Annotated in this window: 16 protein-coding genes; 7 read left to right on the top strand and 9 right to left on the bottom strand. The window is 63.2% G+C overall.

Annotated elements, in window-relative coordinates; translation table 11 throughout:
• Positions 1-202: transposase (locus A3A9_RS0135725; RefSeq protein ID WP_027062476.1), on the bottom strand; the 202-nt coding region annotated here is incomplete at its 3' end.
• A 114-nt stretch (positions 203-316) separates the two neighbouring features.
• Positions 317-1,231: a hydrogen peroxide-inducible genes activator gene (locus A3A9_RS0135720; protein ID WP_027062739.1), complete on the bottom strand. Its 915-nt coding sequence runs from the start codon at positions 1,229-1,231 to the stop codon at positions 317-319.
• Positions 1,232-1,406: 175 nt separating this feature from the next.
• On the opposite strand from A3A9_RS0135720, the gene katG reads away from it, so the two are divergent.
• Positions 1,407-3,596 carry a catalase/peroxidase HPI gene (gene katG, locus A3A9_RS0135715; protein WP_027062738.1) on the top strand — a complete coding sequence of 730 codons (2,190 nt, stop codon included), beginning with the start codon at positions 1,407-1,409 and terminating at the stop codon, positions 3,594-3,596.
• A gap of 71 nt (positions 3,597-3,667) precedes the next feature.
• Here katG and A3A9_RS0135710 read toward each other — a convergent pair whose 3' ends face one another.
• Positions 3,668-4,345 (bottom strand): MIP family channel protein, encoded by a 678-nt coding sequence (locus tag A3A9_RS0135710; RefSeq protein WP_027062737.1) that lies wholly within the window; start codon positions 4,343-4,345, stop codon positions 3,668-3,670.
• A gap of 321 nt (positions 4,346-4,666) precedes the next feature.
• Here A3A9_RS0135710 and A3A9_RS0135705 point away from each other — a divergent pair, with 321 nt between their 5' ends.
• From A3A9_RS0135705 to A3A9_RS0135690, 4 genes are all read left to right on the top strand, one after another.
• Positions 4,667-5,956 carry an RsmB/NOP family class I SAM-dependent RNA methyltransferase gene (locus A3A9_RS0135705; RefSeq protein ID WP_027062736.1) on the top strand — a complete coding sequence of 430 codons (1,290 nt, stop codon included), beginning with the start codon at positions 4,667-4,669 and terminating at the stop codon, positions 5,954-5,956.
• 73 nt (positions 5,957-6,029) lie between these two features.
• Positions 6,030-6,482 (top strand): TspO/MBR family protein, encoded by a 453-nt coding sequence (locus A3A9_RS0135700; protein WP_027062735.1) that lies wholly within the window; start codon positions 6,030-6,032, stop codon positions 6,480-6,482.
• Between the two features lie 97 nt (positions 6,483-6,579).
• On the top strand, positions 6,580-7,038 hold the full coding sequence (locus A3A9_RS0135695) for a PaaI family thioesterase (protein WP_023686843.1): 459 nt from the start codon (positions 6,580-6,582) through the stop codon (positions 7,036-7,038).
• A gap of 226 nt (positions 7,039-7,264) precedes the next feature.
• Entirely contained in the window at positions 7,265-7,903 is a 639-nt protein-coding gene (locus A3A9_RS0135690; RefSeq protein ID WP_027062734.1) for a 5'-methylthioadenosine/S-adenosylhomocysteine nucleosidase, read from the top strand.
• 9 nt (positions 7,904-7,912) lie between these two features.
• Here A3A9_RS0135690 and A3A9_RS0135685 read toward each other — a convergent pair whose 3' ends face one another.
• Positions 7,913-8,230, bottom strand: a complete 318-nt coding sequence (locus A3A9_RS0135685) for a hypothetical protein (RefSeq protein ID WP_027062733.1) — start codon at positions 8,228-8,230, stop codon at positions 7,913-7,915.
• An 84-nt stretch (positions 8,231-8,314) separates the two neighbouring features.
• On the opposite strand from A3A9_RS0135685, the gene A3A9_RS0135680 reads away from it, so the two are divergent.
• Both A3A9_RS0135680 and guaA read left to right on the top strand, forming a co-directional pair.
• Complete coding sequence (locus tag A3A9_RS0135680; RefSeq protein WP_027062732.1) at positions 8,315-8,797, top strand: MarR family winged helix-turn-helix transcriptional regulator; 483 nt, start codon at positions 8,315-8,317, stop codon at positions 8,795-8,797.
• A 56-nt stretch (positions 8,798-8,853) separates the two neighbouring features.
• Positions 8,854-10,416: a glutamine-hydrolyzing GMP synthase gene (gene guaA / locus A3A9_RS0135675; protein WP_027062731.1), complete on the top strand. Its 1,563-nt coding sequence runs from the start codon at positions 8,854-8,856 to the stop codon at positions 10,414-10,416.
• A gap of 182 nt (positions 10,417-10,598) precedes the next feature.
• Here the strand turns inward: guaA and A3A9_RS43570 are convergent, their stop codons facing one another.
• From A3A9_RS43570 to A3A9_RS40705, 5 genes are all read right to left on the bottom strand, one after another.
• Complete coding sequence (locus A3A9_RS43570) at positions 10,599-10,952, bottom strand: tetratricopeptide repeat protein (protein WP_275451234.1); 354 nt, start codon at positions 10,950-10,952, stop codon at positions 10,599-10,601.
• Between the two features lie 54 nt (positions 10,953-11,006).
• Positions 11,007-11,648, bottom strand: a complete 642-nt coding sequence (locus A3A9_RS0135665) for a thermonuclease family protein (protein ID WP_245279216.1) — start codon at positions 11,646-11,648, stop codon at positions 11,007-11,009.
• A gap of 90 nt (positions 11,649-11,738) precedes the next feature.
• Complete coding sequence (locus A3A9_RS0135660) at positions 11,739-12,938, bottom strand: ABC transporter substrate-binding protein (protein ID WP_027062728.1); 1,200 nt, start codon at positions 12,936-12,938, stop codon at positions 11,739-11,741.
• A 116-nt stretch (positions 12,939-13,054) separates the two neighbouring features.
• Complete coding sequence (locus A3A9_RS0135655; RefSeq protein ID WP_027062727.1) at positions 13,055-13,423, bottom strand: hypothetical protein; 369 nt, start codon at positions 13,421-13,423, stop codon at positions 13,055-13,057.
• A gap of 27 nt (positions 13,424-13,450) precedes the next feature.
• Positions 13,451-19,045: beta strand repeat-containing protein (locus A3A9_RS40705; RefSeq protein WP_033839149.1), on the bottom strand; the 5,595-nt coding region annotated here is incomplete at its 5' end.

Genomic DNA, 19,045 nt, shown 5'->3' with positions numbered 1-19,045 from the left:
TCCAGCGGATGAAGCGGTTGTAGATCGTCTTGTGGGGACCATACTCGCTGGGCGCGTCGCGCCACCGAAGGCCGTTCCTGATCACGAAGATGATGCCACTGACGATCCGCCGATCATCGACCCTGGGCACTCCGTGAGACAGCGGGAAATGCCGCTCGATCCGGCGCATCTGCGCCTCCGACAGCCAGATCAAATCACTCATTGCAGCGCCTCCTCGCACCGCCAATGAATCAGCCGTTTGCTGTCTCCGCAAGAACTTTAATAGGTCCTGACCCTAAGTTGGCCTTGGGTTAAAGGCAGACTTTGAAAAGGAATCTCAAGCACCGCCCGCCGTCACCGCCACCCCCAACCCCCGCACAATCTTCGCCAGTTCCACGCACTCCCCATGCCTGGCATTGTTACGCTGCCATGCCAGGCAAATCATGCGTTGCGGCATCGGTTCCTGGAACGGCACGATCTTGAGGTCGGGGATGGTGCCGGCGGGGCCTGTGGCCATTTCGGGGATCAGCGTGACGCCGAGCCCGTGCGCCACCATCTGCAACAGCGTGGTCAGGCTGGTGGCGCCGTAGCTGGCCATTGCCACCGGCCGCACATTGCCGCAGACCGCCAGCGCCTGTTCGCGCAGGCAGTGGCCCTCCTCCAGCAGCATCAGTCGCTCCAGCGCCGGGCTTTCGGGCGGCACCGGCGGCGAGGCGAAGGCCGGGTCGCCGGCCGGCACGGCGAGGAAGAAACGGTCGGGGAAAAGCGCCTCGGTGATCAGGCCCGGATGATCGAGCGGAAGGGCGGCGATGAAAGCGTCGAGCTTTCGCGATGCGGTGTCCTCGACCAGGGCAGCGGTGACCGCCTCGCGCAGTTCGAGCTGCAAGGCCGGGAAATGCCTTTTCAGTTCGGGCAGCGCGCGCGGTAGAAGATAGGGCGCAACGGTCGGGATGATGCCCAGCCGGAAGCGACCCTCCATGGCCGTGCGGCCGCGCCGGGCCGTCGTTTCGACGTCGCGTATGTCGGCCAGGATGCGCTCTATGCGCGGCAACAGCGCAACCGCTTCGTCGGTCATCCGCACCGATTTGCCGCCGCGTTCGAACAGCCGGCAGTTCAGTCGCTGCTCCATCTCGGCGATCTGCGCGGACAGCGCCGGCTGGCTGACACCGGCGAGCTTTGCGGCACGCCCGAAATGCAGCGTCTGCGCCAGCGCGTCGAAATAATGCATCTGCCGAACTGTCAATCCGATCATAAGAAAAACCTATTGAAATAAACAGGAAAGGCAATTTGTTTTTATCGCTGATACAGCCTAGTCTGGAACCATTCCAGATTGGTGCGGTCGCTGGCCGGCCCAGAATCGTGGGCAAGACCAATCCTGGCAAAATCAACCTCGGCAAAAGCAAACCTCGGCAAATCGGAGCACTAAGATGGACGCGAAAACCGACGACACCAGCGCGGGCAAATGCCCCGTGGCGCATGGCTCCACCGGCCGGACGAACCGTGACTGGTGGCCGAACCAGCTGAATGTCCAGATCCTGCACCAGCAGTCGTCCCTGTCGGACCCGATGGGCGAGGCGTTCGACTATGCCGAGGAATTCAAGAGCCTCGACCTCGACGCCGTCATCAAGGATCTGCATGCGCTGATGACGGATTCGCAGGAATGGTGGCCGGCCGACTTCGGCCATTACGGCCCGCTGTTCATCCGCATGGCGTGGCACAGCGCAGGCACCTACCGAATCGCCGACGGCCGTGGCGGCGCCGGGGCCGGCCAGCAGCGTTTCGCGCCGCTGAACAGCTGGCCTGACAACGTCAACCTCGACAAGGCCCGCCGCCTGCTGTGGCCGATCAAGCAGAAATATGGCCGCAAGATCTCCTGGGCCGACCTTCTGATCCTCACCGGCAATGTTGCGCTGGAATCGATGGGCTTCAAGACTTTTGGTTTTGCCGGCGGCCGCGCCGATGTCTGGGAGCCTGAGCAGGACGTCTACTGGGGCCCGGAGGGCAAATGGCTGGCCGATGAGCGCTACAGTGGCGACCGTGACTTGCAGAACCCGCTCGGCGCCGTGCAGATGGGCCTGATCTACGTCAACCCGGAAGGGCCGAACGGCAAGCCTGATCCGCTGGCTTCGGCGCGCGATATCAGGGACACTTTTGCGCGCATGGCCATGAACGACGAGGAGACCGTCGCCCTCATCGCCGGCGGCCACACATTCGGCAAGACCCATGGCGCTGGCGACGCGGCACTGGTCGGCGTCGAGCCGGAAGGCGCAGACATCGAGCAGCAGGGCCTCGGCTGGGCCAACAAGTTCGGCACCGGCAAGGGCGGCGACGCCATCGGCAGCGGCCTGGAAGTGACCTGGACGACAACGCCGACCAAATGGAGCAACGATTTCTTCGACAATCTGTTCGGCTTCGACTGGGAACTGACCAAGAGCCCGGCCGGCGCGCATCAGTGGACCCCGAAGGGCGGTGCCGGCGCCGGCACCGTGCCGGATGCGCACAACGCGGCCAAGCGCCATGCACCAGCCATGCTGACCAGCGATCTGGCCCTGCGCTTCGATCCGTCCTACGAGACGATCTCGCGCCGCTTCCACGAGAATCCGGATCAGTTCGCCGACGCCTTCGCCCGCGCCTGGTACAAGCTGACCCATCGCGACATGGGCCCACGCGTGCGCTATCTCGGCCCGCTCGTTCCCGAGGAAGAGCTGCCCTGGCAGGACGTCATCCCGGCGGTCGATCATGTGCTGATCGACGAGCAGGATGCCGAAGCGCTCAAGGCCAGGATCCTGGCCTCCGGCCTGTCGGTGTCGCAACTGGTTTCGACGGCCTGGGCCTCGGCCTCGACATTCCGTGGTTCCGACAAGCGCGGCGGCGCCAATGGCGCGCGCATCCGCCTCAGCCCGCAGAAGGATTGGGCCGTCAACCAGCCGGCGGAACTCGCTGTGGTGCTCGGCAAGCTCGAAGCCATTGCCAAGGAGTTCAAAGCCGCGCAGACCGGCAACAAGAAGGTCTCGCTTGCCGACCTGATCGTTCTAGGCGGTAATGCGGCCATCGAGAAGGCCGCCGGCCACAGCGTGGAAGTCCCGTTCTGGCCGGGCCGCGCGGATGCCTCGCAGGAGCAGACCGACATCCACTCCTTCGCGCCGCTGGAGCCGACGATTGACGGCTTCCGCAACTATGTCAGCGGCAAGCAGCGCCAAACGGTAGAGGAGGCGCTGGTCGACCGGGCGCAGTTGCTGACGCTGACCGCGCCCGAGCTGACGGTTCTCGTCGGTGGCCTGCGTGTTCTCGGCGCCAATGCCGGGCAGTCCAAGCACGGCGTCTTCACCACCAGGCCGGGAACGCTGAGCAACGACTTCTTCGTCAACCTGCTCGACATGGGCACGGAGTGGAAGGCGGCGTCCGACGCCAAGGACGTGTTCGAAGGCCGCGACCGCAAGACCGGCGAAGTGAAGTGGACCGGCACCCGCGCCGACCTGATCTTCGGCTCGCATTCGCAGCTGCGTGCGCTGGCCGAAGTCTATGCGACTTCCGATGCCAAGGCGAAGTTCGCGAAAGACTTCGTGGTGGCCTGGACCAAGGTGATGAACGCCGACCGCTTCGACATCGCCGGCTGATCCGGACAGAGCTCTATCCAACAAAAAAGGCGCGGGCCATGGCCCGCGCCTTTTGCATTCCAGCTTCGAAATCAATCCTTCTCGAAGACACGTGCCTTGGCGACGACGCCAGCAATGGCGCCACCGATCAATGGCGCGACGATGAACAACCAGAGCTGGCTGAGCGCCGCGCCGCCGGTGAACAGCGCCGGGCCGATCGAGCGGGCCGGATTGACCGAGGTGCCGGTGACCGGGATCATGGCGAAGTGAATGCCCGCCAGCGTCAGGCCGATGACCAGCCCGGCAAACGCCGTCGAGTGCTTTTCAGCGGTAACGCCGAGGATCACCGTGACGAAGGTGAAGGTGCCGATCAATTCCCACAGGAACGCCGAGCTCATGCCCCATTTCGTCTCATCCCAGCCATTGGCGCCGAAGCCGCCAGTGTGGCCGCCGGCCTGGCCGGAGACGATGATCCACAGCGCCAGCGAAGCGAGGATGGCGCCGATGACCTGCGCGATCCAATAGGGGATGACGTCCTTGGCCGGCAACCGGCCGGCGAGGAAGACGCCGAGCGTGACGGCCGGATTGAGATGCGCGCCCGAAATCGGGCCGATCGCATAAGCCGCCGCGATCAGGCCGATGCCGAATGCCAGACCGATGCCTTCCTGACCGAGCGGCAGCGCGCCGCCGAAGCCGCCCGTCACCACCGACGCCGTGCCGATGAACACCAACAGGAATGTTCCCAAAACTTCCGCCAGATAAATCTTCATTGCCCTCTCCTCAAAACGATCCGCCGGTTCGCGTTTTCCGCGCCGCGAATCATGCCGGCAAGAGTATTCCCAACCGAAAAACTTGGAAAGCAGAGCGGTTGCGCCACAGGTCGTGCTTGCAGGCACCAGTTACGAACATTAGAGACCTTTGATCTATTGATCGATCTGCTGTTGCAGGCCAGGGAAAGTTGTTGATCGGACAGATTTCGCAGCGCGCGCTCGGGCCGCCTGTTCATCGCCGCACGGGGCGGGGTTCAATCCGGACGCGAAAGGCTCTAAGAGCAGGCCGAGAGATTTTTGCTCGAATTGATGGAACGACGAATGCGACTGGGCGGACGGCTGGCTGCGGCCATTGAAGTGCTGGAGGACATTGGCCGGCGTCACCGGCCGGTGGCCGACGCGCTGAAGGATTGGGGGCTCTCGCACCGTTTTGCCGGCGGCGGTGATCGCGCGGCGATCGGCAACATTGTCTATGACGCGCTGCGCCACAAGCGCTCCGCCGGCTGGCTGCTCGGCGAAGACACGCCACGCGCCATCGGCTTCGGGGCATTGCTGCTCGAATGGGGGCAGACGGCCCAGTCGCTCAATGATGCGCTCGAGGGCGACAAGTTCGCGCCGCCACTGCTCAGCGCCACGGAACTGCAGACGATCGCCGAATGCCAGCTTGCCGACGCGCCGGGCGCGGTGGGCGCCGACATACCCGATTGGTGCGAGCCCCTTTTCGAACGCGCCTTCGGCGAGACCTGGGTCGAAGAGGGCGCGGCGCTGGCGACACGCCCGCCGCTCGACATCAGGGTCAACACGCTGCAGGCCGATCGCGCCAAGGTCCTCAAGGAACTGGCTGATACAGGGGCAGAGGCTGCGCGGATCGCGCCGCAGGGCATCCGCATCCCACCCATCGACGGCGACGGCAGGCACCCGAACGTGCAGGCCGAGCCCGCCTTCCAGAAAGGCTGGTTCGAGGTCCAGGACGAGGGCTCGCAAATAGCGGCCACCCTTGCTGGCGCCGAGGCCGGCATGCAGGTGCTCGACTTCTGCGCCGGCGCCGGCGGCAAGACGTTGGCGCTGTCGGCGGCGATGGACAATCGCGGCCAGATCTTTGCCCATGATGCCGAAAAGGCGCGGCTGGCGCCGATCTTCGATCGCATCCGCCGCTCGGAAAACCGCAATGTGCAGGTCGTCACCAAGCCGGCCGAACTCGCCCCGCTCGGCAACCATATGGACATCGTGCTGGTCGACGCGCCCTGCACCGGCAGCGGCACCTGGCGGCGGCGCCCCGACGCCAAATGGCGGCTGACGCAAAGGCAGCTCGACGCCCGCAAGGGCGAACAGTCCGCGATCCTCGATGCCGCCAAAGCGTATGTAAAACCCGGTGGCCTGCTCGTCTACATCACCTGTTCGGTGTTCGACGAAGAGAATGGCGAGCAGATCGCGGCGTTCCGCGAGCGCAGCAGTGGCTTTGTTCCGGTCGACCATCGAGCATTGTGGAATGGCCATTTTCCGGGCCACGAGACGGCCGCGCGGATCGGCGCTGGCGGGGATATTTCGTTATCGCCGGCGTTGAGCGGCACGGACGGGTTCTATTTCTGCGCCATGCGCAGGACGAATTGACGCTGCCGTTGACAGCTGGCGACGGCGCTCCAGTTTCAGATGCGCGGCATCGCGCCATCACGGGGTAGAATTCTTGCAAAGATATCTGTCGCTTCTGCTGTTCCTCGTCCTAGTGCTGGGCGGAGGCCTGTTGATTGGTTACGCAACGCTGCCGGGCGCCTGGTATGCATCGCTGGCCAAGCCACCCTTCAATCCGCCCAATTGGGTCTTTGGGCCTGGCTGGACAGTGCTCTATATGCTGATCGCCGTGGCTGGCTGGCGGACTTGGGTGCGAGAACCCAAGGGAACGGCGATGAAGGTCTGGGGCGTCCAGCTCGTCCTGAATTTCGCATGGTCGCCAACCTTCTTCGGCGCCAGGATGATGGGGCCTGCCTTGGTCGTCATCCTGCTTCTTCTTGCCAGCATTGTTCTATTCATCGTCAAGGTCTGGAACCGCGACCGGCTTTCCGGCTGGCTGTTCGTGCCTTACGCGGCATGGGTGGCGTTCGCCACTCTGCTCAACGCTTCGCTTTTCCTGCTGAATTAGAGGTCGCGGTGTCGTTTTGTTGCAGTGCAGCAAAAGCATTTGCCTGCCGCTCGTGCCTCTGCGATAAGCTTTCCCGGCAAACGTGAAGGCATCAGCGATGGCAGCAAAGATCGTACCGGCCCCGGACTATGAGGATCGCGTCAGGGCATCCTTCGCCCGCCAGCAGGCGATGGCGACGATCGGCGCCGAACTCACATTGGTGACTCCAGGCATCATCGAGATCGAGATGCCTTATTCGGCGGCACTCACCCAGCAGCACGGTTTTCTGCATGCCGGCGTCATCTCGACGGCGCTGGATTCGGCCTGCGGCTACGCGGCCTTCTCGTTGATGCCTGAGAATTCCGGCGTGCTGACCATCGAGTTCAAGGTCAACCTCCTGGCGCCGGGCAGGGGCGAGCGCTTCCTGTTTCGCGGCTCGGTGACCAAGCCCGGACGCACCATCATCGTTGCCGATGGCCAGGCCTATGCCTTCGCCGCCGACGGCGAGGCCAAGCTGATCGCCACCATGACCGGCACGATGATGACGGTGGTCGGGCGTGACGGGATTGCAGGGTGAGGAGCGGTCCGCGTAGCGGACGAAAGGCCCCCGAATGGGCGTTTCGAGCGACGAACGGTGAAATTCCGGTCCGCCTTCGGGCGGGTTGAAAGGTCCAGTGGACCTTTCAAAGGAGTTGAACGCCCGAAAGGGCTGGGGAGCTATAGCGAAGGGCCGGGCGCCGGTGAGGGCACGTCGCCCTTATTATTGTCTCCAGCGTAGGTAGTATGGGCAGGAAGAGTAGATCATGACCGGAAACACTACGCGAATTGGTGGCAAGGACGTCCTCTTCGTCATGGCGGCGCAGGCCGAATATGGTCCGCATCTGCAAAAACTGTTCACACCGCTTATGACGGGCGTCGGCCCGGTTGAAGCCGGCGTTCGGCTCGGCGCCGAACTTTCCTGGCTGAAGTCGCAAAAGGCTTTGCCAGACCTCATCGTGTCGCTCGGCTCAGCCGGCAGCCGGACCCTGGAACAGACCGAAATCTATCAGGCCGTGTCCGTGAGCTATCGCGACATCGATGCCTCGCCCCTGGGCTTTGAGAAAGGCGCGACGCCCTTCCTCGATCTGCCGGTGACCGTTCCGTTGCCATTCAGGATACCTGAGATCAAGCAGGCCGGGCTGTCGACCGGTGGCGCGGTCATCACCGGCGCCGCTTATAACACGATCGCGGCCGATATGGTCGATATGGAGACCTTCGCTTGCCTGCGCGCCTGCCAGCTGTTCGATGTGCCCCTGGTTGGGTTGCGCGGCATTTCCGACGGCGCGGCTGATCTCAGGCATGTCGGCGACTGGACCGAATATCTGCACGTGATCGACGAGAAGCTGGCCGACGCCGTCATGCGGCTCGAACAGGCGGTCAGTGACGGCCTGCTCGACGCCTGAGCAACCGGATCAGGCCGCAAGGCGCTCCGTATCGCCGAAATCGATGCGAGAAATGCGTCCGCGCACGGTGCCGGTCGCGTCGACATAGTCGATGGCGCCCGGTGTGTGGTCGAGTTTCCAGGCGCCGGTGGGGCCGTCCTGCCATTCGACCTTGTAGCCATCGTCTTGCAATGTCCAAAGTCCATGGAAGCTGGTGCCGTCCGGCAGCAGCATGTGCGCCCGGTCTGCGGTTTCGTAGTGGACGAAGGCGCTCTTGCCGCCCATGTCGACGACATGCGTGGTGCCGATCATGATAATGGCCAGCATATCCTTGTTCAGAATTGTCATTGTCCCTGTCCAAAGGTTTGAGTTCGAAAACGCTCGACGCAAGCAAAGTCGTCAAGTATCTTGACTATATGGAGTCGCGATAAAGTGGTCAAGGATCTTGACGAAAAAACCGAAGCGCTGCCCGACCACGTTGGCTGGCGCCTGTGGCAGGCAAGCCGTGCCTGGCAGGCCGAATTCGCTGCCGCGATGCGCACCGCCGGCCACGGCTGGTTCACCGAAGCGCGCGCAGGGCTGCTGGGACATATCCCCCGCGGCGGCATTCGTCAGGCGGCTCTGATCGAGCGCTCGGCAATTTCCAAGCAGGCGGTCCAACAATTGCTCGACGGTCTGGAGGCAGAGGGTGTGGTGCAGCGTCTGCCCGATCCGCGGGACGGGCGCGGCAAGCTTGTCGGCTACACGCGCAAGGGTCTGGATGCCTTGCGTGACGGCGACCGCATCAAGCTCCAGATCGAGCATGGCTACGTCGAGCGCATCGGCCAGCAGCGGTTCTCGGCGTTGATGGACGCTTTGCGTACACTCCACACTGAGCAGGCGGACGCCGGCGATGAAGAGGCCGGCGTTCAGTGAACAGCGCGGCCACGCAACCCATTGCGCAGACTCATTTCTTTCTCTAAACGCTCGCCATGACAACAGCCAATCATCCCGACACCGTCCTGATTGTCGATTTCGGCAGCCAGTTTACGCAGCTCATCGCCCGCCGCATCCGCGAGGCCGGCGTGTTTTCCGAGATCGTGCCGTTCCAGTCGGCCGAAGCCGCGTTCAAGCGCATCAATCCGAAAGCCGTTATCCTGTCGGGCGGTCCCGCCTCGACATCGGACATCGGCAGCCCGCGCGCGCCGCAGATCGTTTTCGATGCCGGCGTTCCGGTGCTGGGCATCTGCTATGGCCAGATGGCCATGTGCGTGCAGATGGGCGGTGTCGCCGAAAGCTCCAACCATCGCGAATTCGGCCGCGCCTTCGTCGAGATCGAGAAGGACAGCCCGCTGTTCGAGGGCCTGTGGGCCACCGGCCAGCGCCATCAGGTGTGGATGAGCCATGGCGACCGCGTCATCGCCTTGCCGCCGGGTTTTCAGGTGTTCGGCAAGTCGGAAAGCTCGCCCTTCGCCATCTTCGGCAGTGTCGAGCGCAAGATGTACGGCATCATGTTCCATCCCGAAGTGGTGCACACGCCCGATGGCGCGCGGCTGCTCAGGAATTTCGTCCACAACATCGCCGGCATCGAGGGCGACTGGACCATGCGCGCCTACCGCGAGCACGCCGTTGAGGCCATCCGCAAGCAGGTCGGCAAGGGCAAGGTCATCTGTGCGCTGTCGGGCGGGGTCGACTCTTCGGTCGCCGCGCTGCTTATCCACGAAGCGGTTGGCGACCAGCTGACCTGCATCCTCGTCGACCATGGGCTGATGCGCAAGGACGAGGCGGCTGGCGTGGTGGCGATGTTCCGCCAGCACTACAATCTGCCGCTGATCCTGGTCGATGCCTCGGAAAAATTCATCTCGGCGCTGGAAGGCGAGGTTGACCCCGAGAAGAAGCGCAAGACCATCGGCCGGCTGTTCATCGAAGTGTTCGAGGACGAGGCGAAAAAACTCGGCGGTGCCGACTTCCTGGCGCAGGGCACGCTCTATCCCGACGTCATCGAGAGCGTCTCCTTCACCGGCGGCCCGTCGGTGACCATCAAATCGCACCACAATGTCGGCGGCCTGCCCGCGCGCATGAACATGCAGCTGGTCGAGCCGCTGCGCGAACTGTTCAAGGACGAGGTGCGGGCGCTGGGCAAGGAGCTCGGCCTGCCCGAGAGCTTCATCGGCCGCCATCCGTTCCCGGGGCCGGGTCTCGCCATCCGCTGCCCGGGTGGCATTACCCGGGAGAAACTGGAGATCCTTCGCGAGGCCGACGCCATCTATCTCGACGAGATCCGCAAGGCCGGCCTCTACGATGCCATCTGGCAGGCCTTCGCCGTGCTGCTGCCGGTGCAGACCGTCGGCGTCATGGGTGACGGCCGTACCTACGAATTCGTCTGCGCGCTGCGCGCCGTCACTTCGGTCGATGGCATGACGGCGGACTTCTACCACTACGACATGGCCTTCCTGGGCGCCGCCGCCACCCGCATCATCAATGAAGTCCGCGGCATCAACCGCGTCGTCTACGACGTGACGTCGAAGCCACCGGGAACAATCGAGTGGGAGTAGAGGGGCAATAGTGTGTTTTCGGCGCGAATGTGCGCAACCGCTACTGCCATTGCCTGCTGCCCATTGATGATTTTCAAGCTCCTTTCAAAGACACGATCGATCTGAAAGCAGCGCGCAAGAGATGTAAAGCGCCGCAGCGCCCTCAGAGGGCTGTGGCGTACCATGGCGTGCAAATCGGCCGGTTATCGGGGGTTGAGAGAACTCGCTATGCTGGCCTGCGCAAAGGTCGGTGAAGTTCGCTCCGGTGGAATCATGCGAATGTAGCTAGGGTTCATGTCTTGCTTCAGCTTGTTCAGTTGAATGCGTGCCTTGGCGCGCAGTGCTGGGTCCGACCGATCCTGCACCGCGCTCAACACCTTCGCTGCTTCCTCCAGTTCTCGGAGCTGCGCCAGGCTGCGGCCAAGGCCATACTGCGCGCCAGGAAGGTCCGGATTGAGCTCAAGCACTTTGCGAAAGGCGTTGGCAGCCTCGGCATGGCGACCTAACGCTTGGTACTCGATGGCAAGTCTCGACCAGGGGGCGGGGCAATGATTGATGAGGCGGTTCTTCGACAGGTCGTTGGCCGCGACTTGCGGCTGCAGTATGCCCGGCTATTGGGGCGGGCCGAAAATACCCATTTGCGCGCCCTTGGCCACTGCCTCGGCCTTGCTGTAGATGCCGCTCGGCAGCGCCGTCGCCCAGCCGTTGGAAACAAGCCAGGCACCGGCGTCCTGTCTGCCCAGTCTGCAGGGCGCGGCGATGGCAAAGCGCTCGGTTTCAGGCGGCACGAAACAGTTCAGCGCTCGCCCGCGCAGCCATGAAGTGAACACGGCGCGCGCACGCTGCCCGCAGGGCCATGCGACATCATGAAACGAACAGGTCTTGTCCAGATCGACGCCTTGAACGCCACTGATCGCGATATTGCGCCCCATCGCTTCGAAGGTCACGGACGAAGTGGCGATCGGACGGTAGAGCAGGACCTCCCGCCAATCCTGCGGCATTGGCGTTTTTGGAGGCACCGCCAGGCCGAGATCGCTGAGCGGCGGGCGAGCCTCGATCCGTTCCAACTGGTCAGGATCGAGCTGCGGCGGCGTGATAAGATCTTGGGCGACCGTCCGCGCTGGCGAGCGTCGCCGTGCCGGGATTGTGAGCATGGTCGGCCGGTCGGTCTGATGAATTTCGGCGGATGGAGGCGACGTCGGCGTGGACTCGTCGACGGAAAGCGAGCCCCTTGCCCAGACGATCAGCAGCACGCCGGCCAGAAGCAGGACGCTTGCGAGCGCTATCGCCGTTTGGCTGCGGGCTAGGGAAACCATCAGCTCAAGCGAGGTCCCGAGGCCCGATCAGTAACCCGAAATCGACTTCTCAACCAGTTTGAGGGCACCTTGTTGGACCTGATAAAACGGCATTGATCGTTCACTGGCCCCATCCGTTCGAAACCGAAACAGACCTGTCGATCCGCGAAATCCACTTCGGTTCTCAAGAACCTGCCTGCTGAAGCCGTCGGGTCCGACCGAGCTGGCAATCCCGGCGGTCAGCGCAACCATATCATAGGCGTAGGCGACATCAGTGTCGGCCGGATAATTGTAGGTCGACTTGAAGCGGTCGGCGATCGGTCCGGTTTCACTTGCGTCAAGCGTGGCGATATAGGCTCCTTCGAACCCCGGTTCGAGCGAATGTTCCAGCCAGCGGTTGGTCCCCACCACCGCGGTCGCTTTTCCCGGTATCCCTTTCGACTTCAACGCAGCGAGTATAGCCGAGGGGCTGGCGCCGCCGCTGGCGATAATGATTGCGTCGGGAGCATCGACGACCGCCTGCATGTCGTCGACCACCTTCGTGCCGCCGTCGCTTGCTGAGTAAGGGATCGTAACCGCAAGCGCCGCGCCATAGATGCTGAGGCCGTTGGCCACTCTTTTTTCAACAGTGGCGGCGTCCGGGCCGGCCGCGACCAGTAGAACGAATTTCTTGCGGCCCTTCGCGGCCAGGCCCGCGGCCCCGGCTGCCGCACTGTCCGCTTCGCTCAGGCGCACCGCATAGACACCCGGAGCGCCGGCGAAATCGTCGGCCAGCGCCAGCACCGGCGGATGCTTCGATCCCGACAGCTTGGCAAGGTGCTGGGCTGACGGCAGCTCAACCGGCCCGATGACGGCCTTCGCATCCGTAGTGATCGCCTTCATCGCCAGTTCGCTGGCAAATGTACTGTCGCCTTTGGTGTCTTCCACAGTGAGGGTCAGCAATTTGTCGCCGAGATCGGCCATCGCCAGCTTGGCGCCATCGAGCATCTTCCTGCCGGTTTCCCCGGTGGTGCCCGGGGCTGACAATGGCAGCAGCATGGTGATCTTGGTTGGGCCGGTGCCGAGCGATTGAACGCCTTTGGCCGGCACGATCACCGCACCGCCGGCTGGCGCCGGGGTTGCCGCGATCGCGGCCGGGTCGAGCGTGTCCGAAACGCCGCTTTTCGACTGGCAGCCTGACACGATCGCCCCGATCATGAGGGCGATTGCCCACGTCCACGAACCGTGGACCTGCCGGCCATCCACCATGGATATCCCCAACCCTATACCCCTGCCGGGTATCTCCCGGTCTGATCTTCACTTCATCTTACGTCAGACTCGCCTCGCCGTCTCGTCTTTCGAGAACCGGCGGCTTCATGCTGCGCTCAATGCATGTACTCGACCATGCGGTCGTGGAAGCACTCGCATTTGTTGAGCGTATCTTCGTCTTTGTAGTTCGTCTTCAAGTAGCCATAGGCCATGCCGCAAGCAACCTTGGCTTCCGAGGCCCAGACGAAGGCGGGTCGGGACGAATTGATCCATTCCGAGCTGTTGGCGACGGCGACCGACTCGTCCATCAGCTTCACCACCTGGGCCTTGAGGTCGACAATGTTGTCGTTCAGCACAAGGTTGGACGTGCCGGCGGTTCGGCAATAGTCCACTGTCGGCTCACCGATAATGTCGGCTGCTTCAAGCCCTGTCGCGCAAAGCGACAGAAGACCGGCCCCGAAGGCCACCCGTAAAATTCTGTTCATGCTCCTCACCTCGTTCCTCTCGCCCCGTTAGGCCGCGCCGTGGTTGTTAGCGTGGCTGTCGTCGTAAAGTATCTTCACAGCATCGGCGGCGCTGTGGAAGACGTAGTTCTCCAGCACAGCAACCGTATGGAAATTATCGCCGCCGCCATTGGCGTCGACCTTGACCTCGGTATTGGCCGCATTGTCCTTATCCTGCGCGATCTCGACGAAGCCTTCCGCCACCAGATTGGCGACGCCGCCAAGGCCCTTGAGCAGGTTCGAAAGATCGATCTTGTCGCCGTCATGGAAGTCGGCGATCAGGTCGGTCACCTCGAGCGAGGCGAGATGGAAGAGCTTGCTGCCGTCGGAAGCGACGGATGGCTGCGCCGGCGCTCCGAGCGATGTGTCGAGTTCGACCTCGACATAGTTGCCGGTCGTCCCATCGGCCATCTGGAAGGTTCCATGCCCGGTCACGCTCTGCCCATCGATCTCCTCGACGGAAGAGGTCGGCGTCGTGCTGATTGAGGTCACGCCGTTCTGGGCCAGAGTCGACAATTCCCCGGCATCGCTGATGCCGTTGGCATTGGCGTCTTGCCAGATCAGCAGGTTGTCGAACGCAGTGTCCTTGCTGTCGATGACGCCGTCATGGTTGCTGTCGAGCGAGGCGAGTGCCGCCCCGCCGCTGGCGAAGCTTCCTCCGCCGAAGCTCGGTGTGAACAGTTCTGTGCCGTTGTCGATCTTGCCGTCATGGTTGAGATCCATCGCCAGCATGCCGTCACTGGACGTGTTCCATGCAACCTGATCCTTGTGTCCGTCGCCATTGATGTCGAACTGGACGCCGTGGCTGAGGTCGGAGAAGGCGAAGCCGTCGTGGTTGAGATCAAGGATGATCGGGTCGGTGGCGCTGTTGTAGACGACAATGTCGGAAGCCGCGATCGCGGTAAGCTGTGCAATTGTGGTGATGTTGTCGAAGGTCGCGACCTGCGTGCGGCCAGCGGTGCTGCTCCAGTCGCTATCGAACCACAGTTCGCCGCGGCCGGTTGTCGAATTGAGGACCAGGACATAGGCGTCAGTGGCTTGCGCGGTAACCGCGCCTATCAGGGTCGCCGTCTGGGCTGTCGTGATTGAGATGACGTGGTTGTCGTCGGCGGTATTGATGGCGGCGATGCTGGCGCGGCTCACGAAGTCGCTTGCATTGAGCGCCGCACCCGCAGACGTCCCTGTGGTGTTGGCGAAGTTGACGCTACCGCTGCCCGTTGCGCCGGTGTCGAGTAGCCCGATCTTGTCGGTACCGTCCGTATAGTCCTTGACGATGTCCGTGCCGGTGTTGGTCGCGAGCCTGAATTGGTCCACGCCGCCGCCGCCGGTCACCGTATCGTTGCCACCACCGGCGTTGATAGTGTCGGCGCCAGAGCCGCCAGTGATCGTATCGACGCCCGACGAGCCGATTATCTTGAAACCTTCGGTCTGGCTGGAGAGGTCGAGCGTCGCCGCTGCTGTCAGCGTGATATTTTCGATGCCGGTGATCTGGGCGTCGCTGGCGTCATTGAAGCTCGCGCCGAGTTGCAGCGTATCGGTACCGCCGCCGCCAGCCAGCAACGCGTCGTTCGTGGCGCCGATGATCGTGTCGTCGCCGGAACCGGCGGTGATCGAGTCGACGCCGGACGATCCGGTTATGACGAACCCCTCGGTCTGGTTGGACAGATTGAGGGTCGCGGCCGCTGTCAGCGTCACGTTCTCGATGTTGACGATCTGCCCGTCACTCGTGCTGGTGAAATTGGCACCGATCTGCAAGGTATCGCTGCCGGCGCCGCCGTCGAGCAGCGCATCGTTTTGTGCCCCGACAATGATGTCGTTGCCCGCGCCGCCGAAGATGTAGTCCGCGGCGCTGCCACCGGTGATCGTGTCGGCCCCGCCGAAGCCATAGATGGCGTTGGATGAAGCGCTCAGCGGTGCGGCGATCGTCTCACCGGCGCTGGTGCCGATGTAGAGGCCGATGACCGCCGTGCCGACATGGCTGTCGCTGATCTGCAGCGTACCTGTCAGCGCAGCCGCTTGCTGGGTGATGGTGACCGTGTTCGCACCGATAGCGAGCGTCGGGTTGCCGAGCGCAGTCGTAAACGGTGACACGACTGAGAACGAAGTGTCTTCCTGGTCGGCAATGGTGAAGGTGATGCCCGTATCGGTCGCGCTGACGGCCGAGACCACCGGTGCATGGTTGACCGGGATGTCGACCACCGTGACCGTCAGATTGGTCGAGGCGACGTCGCCGTCGCCGTCGGTGACACTATAGGCGAACACCTCGTTGGTCGTCGCGTTGACGCTATTGGGCGCCGTGTAGTTCCAGTCGCCGGCCGTATGTCCGGCGGCGGTGGCGAAGAAGAAGTTGATGTGGCCGCCAAGCGCGGTGTTTACCGAGATCGAATTGCCGACGATGGTGCCTGTGCTGCCGCCCGACTTGGTGATGGTGTTGTTTCCATCCCAGGTATAGACCGTTCCGTCGACGGTGATCGACAGGATGCGGCCGCCATCGGCGCCGAAATGGTCGACGCCACCGCCGCCACCCGAAGAAACCGTGCCGGACGAGACGTTACCGCTGACCGTGCCCGGAACCGTCGCCGCCAGCGTCGCGCCGAGATCGCTGAAGTCCGAGTCGGCAATGACCAGAACATGGTTGTCGCCCGCAGCGGTGCTGGCGGTCGTGTTTATTTCGCCCGGCGTCCAGGCGACCGGCTCGAGCGAGTTTGCATTGGCCGCCGTCAGATCGCCGAAGCCGATGGCATAGGCGTTGCTGACGCTGTTGCTGTTAAGGTAGTTGATCCACGTCGTTTCTTCCGTCGTGCTGATGCCGACGCTGCCGCTCGGGCCGGTCGGCGCGCCATCTGAGAGGAAATAGGCGATGCGGTTGTCTGCCGGCGTCGCCGGCAGCGTGTCGAAGGCGTGCGTGCCGCCCTTGTCGGTCCCGGCGCCGTTGTCGAACAGGGCGGCATCGTAATTCGTGCCCGATCCGAGCGCGCTGTTGTCGAAATTGGCCTCGGTGTTGATGAAGGTGATGGCCTGGGCTTGCGTCATCCAGACAGTTGCGCGGTCGGTGCCGCGGAAGAGGATGATCTTGACCTCGTCGACGCCGGAGCTCTGCACCAGTTGCAGCAGCGCGTAGCGTGCCATGTCGAGGCGCGTGTTGCCGAAGCCGAAGTTTGCCGCGACGCCGGCCACGGTGCCGTTCATGCTTTCAGAGACGTCGAGCATGACCACCAGGTCGGACTTGACCACCTGACCTTCATTGGCGCTGGCGTTATCGCCGGTGACCGAGGGCGAGTCGTCATTGATGGTGACGGTAACTGTGCCGTTCACCTTGTCGCCGTTCGAATCCGCGACCTGGTAGGTCAGGTTGATGTTGAGATTGTCTTCGTAGGATTTCTCCGGACCGTTATTGAGGCCGTCGGCATCGTGCCCGGGATGATCGAGCGGCTTGATCTCGGTATAGGTGTAGGCGCCGGTGGTCGTATTCACCGCGATCTTGAAGGCGGCCGTGGACTGGGCATTGGCGAGGCTCGTCGCGTTGGTCGAAGCATAGAGCGTGTCGCCGGCCGAATCCCAGTAATAGGTCAGCGCCGCGCCGCCCGAAGTAACCGGGCTGCCGCCCGTCGTGGTGACAGCTGTGGTGTGGGTGCCCGCATCCATCGGTGTGAAGTTGATCGGATCCGATCCCGCGGGGCCGTCGCCACCGAAATTGAAGACCAGCGTGCCGGTCTGCACGATCGCCGTGCCGGCGACATCGCCCGGCCCGGTGTCGAAGCCGTTCGGCAGCCCGTCTTCATCGATGGTAAATGCCTGCGTGCCGGCCGTCGGCAGCGTGTTGGTCTGGACGCTGCTCAGCGTGACGGTGGCGGTCGATGTGTCTCCGTCATGATCCTTGATCGTATAGGTGAAGCTGTCACTGCCATTGTACCCAGCATTCGGCGTGTAGGTGAACGTGCCGTCATTGTTGTAGACGACGGTGCCGTGCGCGCCGTTGGTGGCGGTTACCTGGCCGCTGACCGGGCTGTTGTCGGTATCGACGCCGTCGGCGCCGAATTTGTCATTGGCCAGAAGCCCGGTAAGAACCGTCGGGCTGGTGATTGTCGTCGCCCAGGTGTCATTCACCGCTGTCGGGCTGTCGTCGTTGACGTTGACCATCAGCGAACCGGTCGCCGTATCGCCGTCATGGTCGGTCGTCACGTAGTTGACGGTGAACTGGAGATTGTCCTCCGTTCCGGCCGTCGGATGGTCGATGGCGTGCAGTTGCGTAACGTTATAGGCGCCTGACGTCGTGTTGGTGAGCTGGACCTGCAGGACTGCCGTTGCGCCCTGGCTGATCGTCAGGGTCTGGCCGCCATTGCTGGTCGCGGCGGTGAAGCCTGACGGTAGCACAATGCCAGTTGCGGTCAGCAGCGTGGTGCCGGCGCCGTCGGCGCCATAGCTATGCGCCAGCGTGCCGGTCGTGTTGGCGGTGTCGGGGCTGACGTCGCCGGTGCCGCCGGGATTGCCGCCGGCCAGCGCGTCATCGTCGAGTTGCACGGCATTATTGGCTGATACGGTCGGGGTATCGTCGTCGACATCGATCGACAATGATCCGGTTGCTGTATCCCCGTCATGGTCAGTCGTCACGTAGTTGACGGTGAACTGGAGGTTGTCCTCCGTTCCGGCCGTCGGGTGATCGATCGCATGCAACTGGGTGACGGTGTAATTGCCCGAGTTGGTGTCGGTCAGCTGGATCTGCAGGACTGCCGTTGCGCCCTGGCTGATCGTCAGCGTCTGGCCGCCATTGCTGGTCAGGGCTGTGAAGCCGGACGGAAGTACAATGCCTGTCGCCGTCAGCAATGTGGTGCCGGCGCCGTCGGCGCCATAGCTGTGAGTCAGCGTTCCGGTCGTGTTGGCGGTGTCGGGGTTGATGTCGCCTGTGCCGCCGGCATTGCCGCCGCTGAGCGCATCGTCGTCGAGCTGGACGAGGTTGTTTGCCGACACGGTTGGTGTGTCGTCGTTGACGTTGATCGTCAGCGAGCCTGTCGCAGTGTCGCCATCTCTGTCGGCAGCCACGTAGTTGACGGTGAACTGGAGATTGTCCTCCGTGCCGCTCGTCGGGTGATCGATCGCATGCAACTGGGTGACGGTGTAGTTGCCCGAATTGGTGTCGGTCAACTGGATCTGCAGGACAGCTGTCGCGCCCTGGCTGATGGTCAGCGTCTGCCCGCCATTGCTGGTCGCCGCGGTGAAGCCGGACGGCAGCACAATGCCTGTCGCGGTCAGCAGCGTGGTGCCGGCGCCGTCGGCGCCATAGCTATGCGCCAGCGTGCCGGTGGTGTTGGCGGTGTCGGGGCTGACATCGCCGGTGCCGCCGGCATTGCCGCCGCTCAGCGCGTCGTCGTCGAGTTGCACGGCATTGTTGGCCGAGATGATCGGACCGTCATCCTTGAACGACAGGTTCTGGCCGATGTCGATGGAGGCCGACTGGCTGTCGCCATCCTTGTCGGTGATGGTTGCGGTCAGCTTGATCAGATTGTCGGCGCTGAGCGTCGTCGCATCATCGGGATTGCTTGTGTTGGGATGGACGACGGCGCGGATCTGGTCGAGCGTCACATCGCCGGTGGCGGTGTTGACGGT

This window comes from Mesorhizobium loti CJ3sym, from assembly GCF_000472785.1.
GTDB classification, from domain to species: Bacteria; Pseudomonadota; Alphaproteobacteria; order Rhizobiales; family Rhizobiaceae; genus Mesorhizobium; species Mesorhizobium loti_E.
Note: the sequence above shows the minus strand (reverse complement) of the source record. Positions and strands in the feature narration are given on the sequence as shown.

What these genes read in the sequence shown, in the direction of transcription:
- katG (WP_027062738.1), top strand. Translation starts at nt 1,407, where the DNA reads ATGGACGCGAAAACCGACGACACCAGCGCGGGCAAATGCCCCGTGGCG.
- A3A9_RS0135660 (WP_027062728.1), bottom strand. Translation starts at nt 12,938, where the DNA reads ATGGTGGATGGCCGGCAGGTCCACGGTTCGTGGACGTGGGCAATCGCC.
- A3A9_RS0135720 (WP_027062739.1), bottom strand. Translation starts at nt 1,231, where the DNA reads ATGATCGGATTGACAGTTCGGCAGATGCATTATTTCGACGCGCTGGCG.
- A3A9_RS0135705 (WP_027062736.1), top strand. Translation starts at nt 4,667, where the DNA reads ATGCGACTGGGCGGACGGCTGGCTGCGGCCATTGAAGTGCTGGAGGAC.
- A3A9_RS0135655 (WP_027062727.1), bottom strand. Translation starts at nt 13,423, where the DNA reads ATGAACAGAATTTTACGGGTGGCCTTCGGGGCCGGTCTTCTGTCGCTT.
- A3A9_RS0135710 (WP_027062737.1), bottom strand. Translation starts at nt 4,345, where the DNA reads ATGAAGATTTATCTGGCGGAAGTTTTGGGAACATTCCTGTTGGTGTTC.
- A3A9_RS0135690 (WP_027062734.1), top strand. Translation starts at nt 7,265, where the DNA reads ATGACCGGAAACACTACGCGAATTGGTGGCAAGGACGTCCTCTTCGTC.
- A3A9_RS0135685 (WP_027062733.1), bottom strand. Translation starts at nt 8,230, where the DNA reads ATGACAATTCTGAACAAGGATATGCTGGCCATTATCATGATCGGCACC.
- A3A9_RS0135695 (WP_023686843.1), top strand. Translation starts at nt 6,580, where the DNA reads ATGGCAGCAAAGATCGTACCGGCCCCGGACTATGAGGATCGCGTCAGG.
- guaA (WP_027062731.1), top strand. Translation starts at nt 8,854, where the DNA reads ATGACAACAGCCAATCATCCCGACACCGTCCTGATTGTCGATTTCGGC.